Annotated in this window: 6 protein-coding genes; 4 read left to right on the plus strand and 2 right to left on the minus strand. The window is 50.4% G+C overall.

Annotated features, from left to right (window positions below; all coding sequences use genetic code 11):
- Nucleotides 1-712: 712 nt before the first annotated feature.
- Nucleotides 713-1294 carry a TetR/AcrR family transcriptional regulator gene (locus AC2FNE_RS24130; protein ID WP_170603659.1) on the minus strand — a complete coding sequence of 194 codons (582 nt, stop codon included), beginning with the start codon at nucleotides 1292-1294 and terminating at the stop codon, nucleotides 713-715.
- 78 nt (nucleotides 1295-1372) lie between these two features.
- Between AC2FNE_RS24130 and AC2FNE_RS24135 the strand changes: the two genes are divergently transcribed.
- The 3 genes from AC2FNE_RS24135 to AC2FNE_RS24145 all read left to right on the plus strand — a co-directional run bounded on the left by AC2FNE_RS24135 (nucleotide 1373) and on the right by AC2FNE_RS24145 (nucleotide 4325).
- Nucleotides 1373-1837, plus strand: a complete 465-nt coding sequence (locus AC2FNE_RS24135) for an MAPEG family protein (RefSeq protein ID WP_170603657.1) — start codon at nucleotides 1373-1375, stop codon at nucleotides 1835-1837.
- A gap of 212 nt (nucleotides 1838-2049) precedes the next feature.
- Entirely contained in the window at nucleotides 2050-3072 is a 1023-nt protein-coding gene (locus AC2FNE_RS24140; protein ID WP_217362354.1) for a DUF1214 domain-containing protein, read from the plus strand.
- Nucleotides 3073-3389: 317 nt separating this feature from the next.
- Entirely contained in the window at nucleotides 3390-4325 is a 936-nt protein-coding gene (locus AC2FNE_RS24145) for an FUSC family protein (RefSeq protein ID WP_496806511.1), read from the plus strand.
- A 114-nt stretch (nucleotides 4326-4439) separates the two neighbouring features.
- Here AC2FNE_RS24145 and AC2FNE_RS24150 read toward each other — a convergent pair whose 3' ends face one another.
- Nucleotides 4440-4712 carry a hypothetical protein gene (locus AC2FNE_RS24150; protein WP_170611063.1) on the minus strand — a complete coding sequence of 91 codons (273 nt, stop codon included), beginning with the start codon at nucleotides 4710-4712 and terminating at the stop codon, nucleotides 4440-4442.
- A gap of 287 nt (nucleotides 4713-4999) precedes the next feature.
- Between AC2FNE_RS24150 and AC2FNE_RS24155 the strand changes: the two genes are divergently transcribed.
- Complete coding sequence (locus AC2FNE_RS24155; RefSeq protein WP_496806512.1) at nucleotides 5000-6454, plus strand: hypothetical protein; 1455 nt, start codon at nucleotides 5000-5002, stop codon at nucleotides 6452-6454.
- The last annotated feature ends 205 nt before the right edge of the window (nucleotides 6455-6659 follow it).

Raw genomic sequence — 6659 nt, forward strand, 5'->3', positions numbered from 1 at the left:
CCAAATCGCTCATGTCAGATCGCGCCAATTTCCCACTCCCGCCTGTTGTTTTGCGAAAGTGAATCACAAGCCTATGTGAATGAACAGAAATTTATGGGTGTGCTGCCTAATAATTTTCGGAATTTAACTGATTATGAGAGATACTTTTGGTCCTCTTCTAATCCAATCGGCTAGCGGCCTCGGTACGCCAGCATTTTGATTTTAACGCCAAGACCCCGGAACAACACACCTCGCTTACCCGGAACGGGAACACCAACATATTTCCCCCGATGGTCCTATTCCGGAGGACGGGTGAAAGGGTGAATTCGACCAACGACTTATCGCGCTTATATAGTGCAAGTAGATTCGGGTGCTTAGTGGATCCTAGAAAAAAAATACAAGCGCTTTCACTCCACAAGTTGTGTGGATATCTCGGTGGAAGCCTAAGGCTTCTTAGTAAGAAGGTCTATTTATATGAGTGGCTTAGGTGAAGCTGCCTAAAAATTAGGCAAATTTTTAACTAACTGAAATTACAATAAAAAATTTTATCCCGTTTCGTATATCTGTTGCAAATTGGACACCAATGAAGGGGTGAACCCATAAACAGTGCGTCGGTTGACAACTTCTCCGGGCATATTTGCAGAGCATTCCCAAGACCCCTCAAATAAGGTGCGCGTCGAACTCATTCTTTTTCCGAGAGAGGCTTCGCGCCGGCCTCCAAGAATCTCTCTACCTATGATGAAAGTTTGGCAATCAGAGCAGTCAAGATATCGTCCTGGGAATGCGCGAGCGGATCGCCAATTCCTTCAGCGAGACCGAGCATCAGAACTAATCCCAAGGCCGCGGAATGGATCGCAAATGCCGTCTGGCGAGCTTGGTCAGGTGATTCATCAAGCCTTGCCGCCAGGGCGCCGTACAATTGTGACGTGGTAGCATGTATCTTAGCGAGAACATCGCCATTCCGCACCTCTTGCATGCCTGCCTTCAGCGTCTGAGGGGCGAGGTACATCATTCTGAAACGGTCAAGGTTATCTGTATGGAAACGTAGGATTGATCGAACGAAAACGTCGATGGCCTCATTCGGGGTTAAGACGGAAGCTAGGCTATCTTCGGCCTCCATGGCCTCTGCATCCAACCAGTCAACGAACATAGCCGCAAGCAAGTCGCTCTTGGATGGAAACCAATAGAGCACCGACTGTTTTGCGATGCCAAGCTCTCGCGCGATTGTGTCAAATGAGACAGCACCGAGGCCGCTATTCGTGAGCAGCCCTTGCGCGGCAAGTATGATCTTCTGGTCAGTTTTGAGTTCGCTCATAAATTGCCTCTTGATTGCCTACCATTGGTAGTTTATCTAGCCTACCGACGGCAGGCAATTGGAAAAGAGATTATTAACATGGATCTACTGAACTTTGAAAACCCTGTGTTTACGGTGTATGTGATTGCAGCCTCCCTGATGGTGCTGAAAGTCATGGGGCAAGGTTGGATGACGGTACACCGAATGTTGAAAGTCGGTGGGGGATGGGCCAGCCCGGAAGACCTCAGAAAGGGTCTTATCAACAAGAACCCCGATCCGTCCCAACTCGACGTCAATGACTACGTTGACCGTTCCCGGCGAATGCATCGCAACGATCTGGAGAACGTTCCAGCATTCTGGGTCGCGGGGTTGCTTTTCGTTTTGGCCGATCCGGTGTTGCTTTTAGCGAAGGCGCTCTTCTACGGATTCGTCGCCGCTCGTCTCGCACATTTTGTTGCCTATGCGACCGAACAATCCCACGAAGTTCGAGCGACGTTTTATACTGTTGGTTCCGTAATCGTGATCTACATGGCCGTGCACACGCTTTGGTCGGCGTTGGTCTAGTCGGAAAACTTGGGTGGCAGCTAAGTCCGCAAAGCAGACTTTGAGCAGATTTCACGGAATGACCGCGTTGAGCCCGAAGCAGACGCGCAGATCCGACCGAGAAGCCGACCGTTTTGCGCTTTGGCAGGCTACTAAGTGGCTCGCTTGATCCATCTCAATGCAGAACAATCCTTAGGTCGTAAACTTTGTTAGCGGCTATTTGGGGGAGCCTTATGATGACGGTCGGAATGCTTTCTCGTTTTTTAGCTGTTCTACTTGTAGGCGCAGCCGCGCCAGCGTTTTCCGAAGAAAATGTTCCCGTCAACGCACTAAACTTTGTGCGCGCCGAGACTGACAGCTACATGGCACTCTTTGCCGCTCAGGGCTATTTCGCGAATTTCGTACACACCCGCGCTCCTACACCTATTGCCGAGCAAAACGTCATTCGGCAGAACCGCGACACCCTTTACAGTGGCGCTGTCTTCGATCTGACCAGCCCGGTCACCATCAAGATGCCCGACAACGAAGGCCGCTTTCAGTCGATGCTGATCATCAATCAGGATCATTACGTGGTCGACGTGCAGCATGAGGGCGGCGCGTATACCTTTACTGAAGACGAGGCTGGCTCCAAGTACATTGTAGTTGTAATTCGAACGTTCATGGACCCCTCAGACCCGGAAGACATCGCTGAGGCCAATCGTCTGATGGACGACATCACTTTCGAGCAAGCGGACATCGGCTCCTTCGAGGTTCCGGATTGGGATCGGGTCTCTCTTGATCGCACCCGCGGTCTTCTAAATTCCCTGCTTGCTGACATTGATGATTTCACAGGCGCTTTCGGCGCGAGAGGAGAAGTCGACCCGATCCTTCACTTCATTGCGACAGGCGGTGGATGGGGTGGGAATCCGCCCCACGCCGCGGTTTACTTGAACCAAGTTGCGGCCCAGAACAATGGCGTCACACCCCATACTTTGACCGTCAAGGACGTGCCCGTGGATGGGTTTTGGTCCGTGACCGTTTACAATGAGGACGGCTATCTGGAAGCCAACGATTTGGATGCGTATTCCGTTAACAACGTCACTGCTGAGAGGGAGGATGATGGAGTAGTAACGGTACATTTTGGTGGCTGTGCAGATGGTCGCGTGAACTGCCTTCCGATCACTGATGGATGGAATTACGTCGTCCGGCTGTATCAACCGCGCAACGAAATTCTGAGCGGGAAGTGGACGTTCCCGCTAGCCGTTTCGGTGGAGTAGCTTTCCACCAAATAAACCGTTGGGGAGTAGTTTTAGCGTAAAAGCTTGTCATTTATCAGACGTCTGCATTGGGTCACGAGTAGTCCTTCCAGCGAGCACTCTCCATCTGCGGCTTTGTCCGCAAGCCGGTCGTAGCCAAGATTTGGGAGAGCGACCGCTTTTGGTGAAAGCGGTCGTTCCTGTTCGAAACTCCGAGTTTCGGGGGTGAACGTCCCCTCAAAACCGCTAACCGGTCATCTGAGTAAATCAGTCAGGTGACTGCGTTGAGCCCAAAGTGGTCACTTGCAAACGCTCCCGATGTCACGCTTACTTAAGTAATGAATTCGCTACAAAAGCCGTTTGTTCCCTGGGCGCAGATAGCGCAATTAGTGGCACTTGGAACGCCAGTTTTTTTGCTTTCTGTTTTGCTCGAGCTGCCGCACGCAGTTGGAGTGATTGCTTTCGCCGCTGGGCTGCTGGCTACCGTTTTCAGCAACCGAATATGGGGTTTGATTTCTGTCGCGTTAACGGCGGTGGCATATCCGGTTGCGGCTTTCGCAGGAACTACGGGTGTTTTTTTCGTAGGCGCTCTTCTGGCGATCGGAAGTATGCTGGCATTGCGTCAAGCTGGGGCCAGAGCTCTTGGCTATGCTGCGTTCGGCTGGTCCTATCTAGTTTTCTCTGAAACAACGCATCCGGATGCGTCAACTATGACGTATTATGTTATCGGAGCGCTTTGGGGTGTAACCTCTGCTAGGCTGGTGGGAATAGAGGCACTAATGGCACCCAAAGGCCCGGACTTGGGGCTCCCACCTTTCGCTGTAAGATGTGCGATAGTCATTGGCTTCTTGGCTTCGCTGGTACTAGCGATGTTTCTGCCAATAGAACGTTCCTATTGGGTTCCCTTCGTTTTTTTGAGCGTACTCATAGCAAACGGCACGAACGGCTTGAGCATGTCTTTGTCGAGGATGATTGGCGTTGTTTTGGGTGTTGCGGGTGTCCTTTTACTCTCATGGTTCGAGCCTCCACGCTGGTTCGAATTCGGACTCGCGATGATTGGTTTTGTCTTGGCGATGAGGATCATTTTGGCATTTCCAATACTTAGCCGTGCCTGCATGACCGCAGCAATTGTCCTTATGCTGATTTCTGTTGAACCCGATGCCGCCGCTTCAAGACTATTGGCTGAAGTGGTCAGTGTTTTGGTTTTGATGCTGCTCGCAGGTTCCGTCAGTTTTTTTGCATCAAAAGAGGAAGCGCCGGGCGATCAGACCTAGGCCAGATTAATCCTCCAATGAGGAATTGGTCTAATGAGCCCTCGTCGACATAAGGCAGTCATAGGATCGCTCAGGGTCCATATTCTACATTTTTGTAACGATTAGACTTGTGCGTCAGGGGTCAGTTCGCCGACGCTGAACAAGACCGGAAATGACACCGATTATGAGGCCAATCGCTAGTGCACTCGGCATTTTCAGGCTCCAATCTGCCGACAAGAGATTGCCCTCTGGGAGCCAGTAGGCAAAGAACGCGCAAAGCGCGAAAGCATAAACCAATGCCGAAAACCCGTATGACGCGTTACGTCTTCCAAAGTTTTTTACGATCGAGTGCGATCCAAAAACTGCGGGCAGGCCAACAAGAATTGCCGCAAAAACTACATTTAACATTTCTATCCCCTGAGCGGCATTAACCCCGAACTGGGTAGACAATCCTTACAATAACAAAGGGTTTCAGTAAATCGCGGTCAGTTCCTTGTCTTGGCTGACCACGGCACTGGGCACAACGCGGCTACAGTCGTTCAAACCGAGTGCAGCGAACGTCTGCTTCGAGCCCAATGCAGACGACCGTTTGGCAACCTTTTAGCGCCTAAGCCGAATTATTGACATGTGTCATTTCAGACAAGTGTAGTGACATTTAAGGTAGCTATGCTGCATTCTAGGAGATTACATCCCAAGTGAGGTTCATCAAAATACTGACCTGGCTTTTTTGCGCGGTGGGTCTATTCGCATTTTCCGTTGTCGATGCAATGGAAACGTCCGACGCGAGTAGGTTAATTTCCGACGCCCGCGAAATCGCGTCCGATCTAGATGATTCAGACGACCGTTGGCGGGCGTTAGTGGAAGTCGCGGGACCGGAGGCGCTGTTCGTTGATCAAAAGAACGGAACTTCCGAACTCGTTTCTCTGGGCATGTCTGCGAAATACGATTTTGATCGGCCAAAAGTGCTGAAATATCTCTTGGAACTTGGTGCTCTTGAGGAGCTACAGAAACTCTCCGAACGATTTGGGCCAATGGCTCTCAAACTGGCGTTACAAGCGGAAGCGGAGCAAGAATATAACAAAGTTTTTCTCATGGCAGCCGATCAAATTAAGGAACCATTTGAAAGGCGGTTTGCTTTCGAGACAGTCGGAATAATGGCCGCGAGAGAAGGGCACATTTTAGACGCGCTGGAAGCTCTGGATGAGGTCCGGCAGTTCGCTATTCATTCTTCGACTGGTGAGGTTGAATTGCTTTGCGAGCTTGCCAAAAGCTGGGAGAAGTCCGATCCGGACCAGTTCGTAAAGACAATAGACAAAGCAGCTATTATTGCAAAAAAACTGCCTCGATCGACTATGAAGGATAGGCCGAGAGATCGGGCCAGCAGCTTAATCGCGCAAACTTGGGCCTCCCTAGGTTATGAGAAACAGACGTTTGGCGCGATACGTCGGATCAAAAGCCGAAAAATTAGTTCTTGGGCACGCCTAGACGCTTCTCTAGCGGCAGCTCAAGGCGGTCATCCACAGTTGTCTGAAAAACTAACGGACTCTGTGGATAATAAAACTTATGAGATGACTGGACAAATTAACAAACTGGTTTCGATCCAGTTGGCGCTCGACGACGTCGACGCCGCTTTTGAGCTTGTTCCTGAAATATCGAAGAGTTGCGATGCTCAGGCCAGCGCAATCGCGAATATTGCCCGTTACATGATCCATAAGGGCGAGTTCATTGAGGCAATGCTTATTATTGATCGCATTGCAGTTCACTCAGAACCCAGCGTCGTAAGCGAAAAGGCGTTGATATTAGAACATTTGGCAAAGCTTCAGGCAGAAACCGGCGACTTCAATTTGTCAAAGCAAACAATCGACCTTATCCCGCGCATGGCGATTGAAAACGGAAATCAGATCTACGAATGTGGTGTAGTTCGGGGGCATTTTGTTGGTGTTCAACAAAGAAATGTCGAGACAGTCAGGGATGCTACAAACAAACGGATTGCGCACAGTGCAATGAAAAGAGCATTCGGTAAGCTAGCTGAGGAAATGACGGCGAATGGCTCGTTGGATGAGCTTTCAGATTGGATAAAAGATGTAACCAACCCAGAAGTCATGCTGGAGGTGCTCCTTGGCATTGTAAGAGGGCAAAACAAGGGGTGAAGATCACGTTGCAAATGGTGTCAGAAGTTCTCAGGCGCGGCAAAGACCGCTTCGTCCGCAGAGCGGTCATTGCTGCACTGCGCAACGAATGACTGCTTCGAGTATCCGTCTTGGTCAAGCGCGGTTTTGAACCCATTCTCGATCTGCTTTGATCAATGTGTTGGCGAGCTCAATGAGTTTCCGCATGATTGCTGTGAGCGCGACC

The organism is Ruegeria sp. YKSD179 (genome assembly GCF_059612885.1).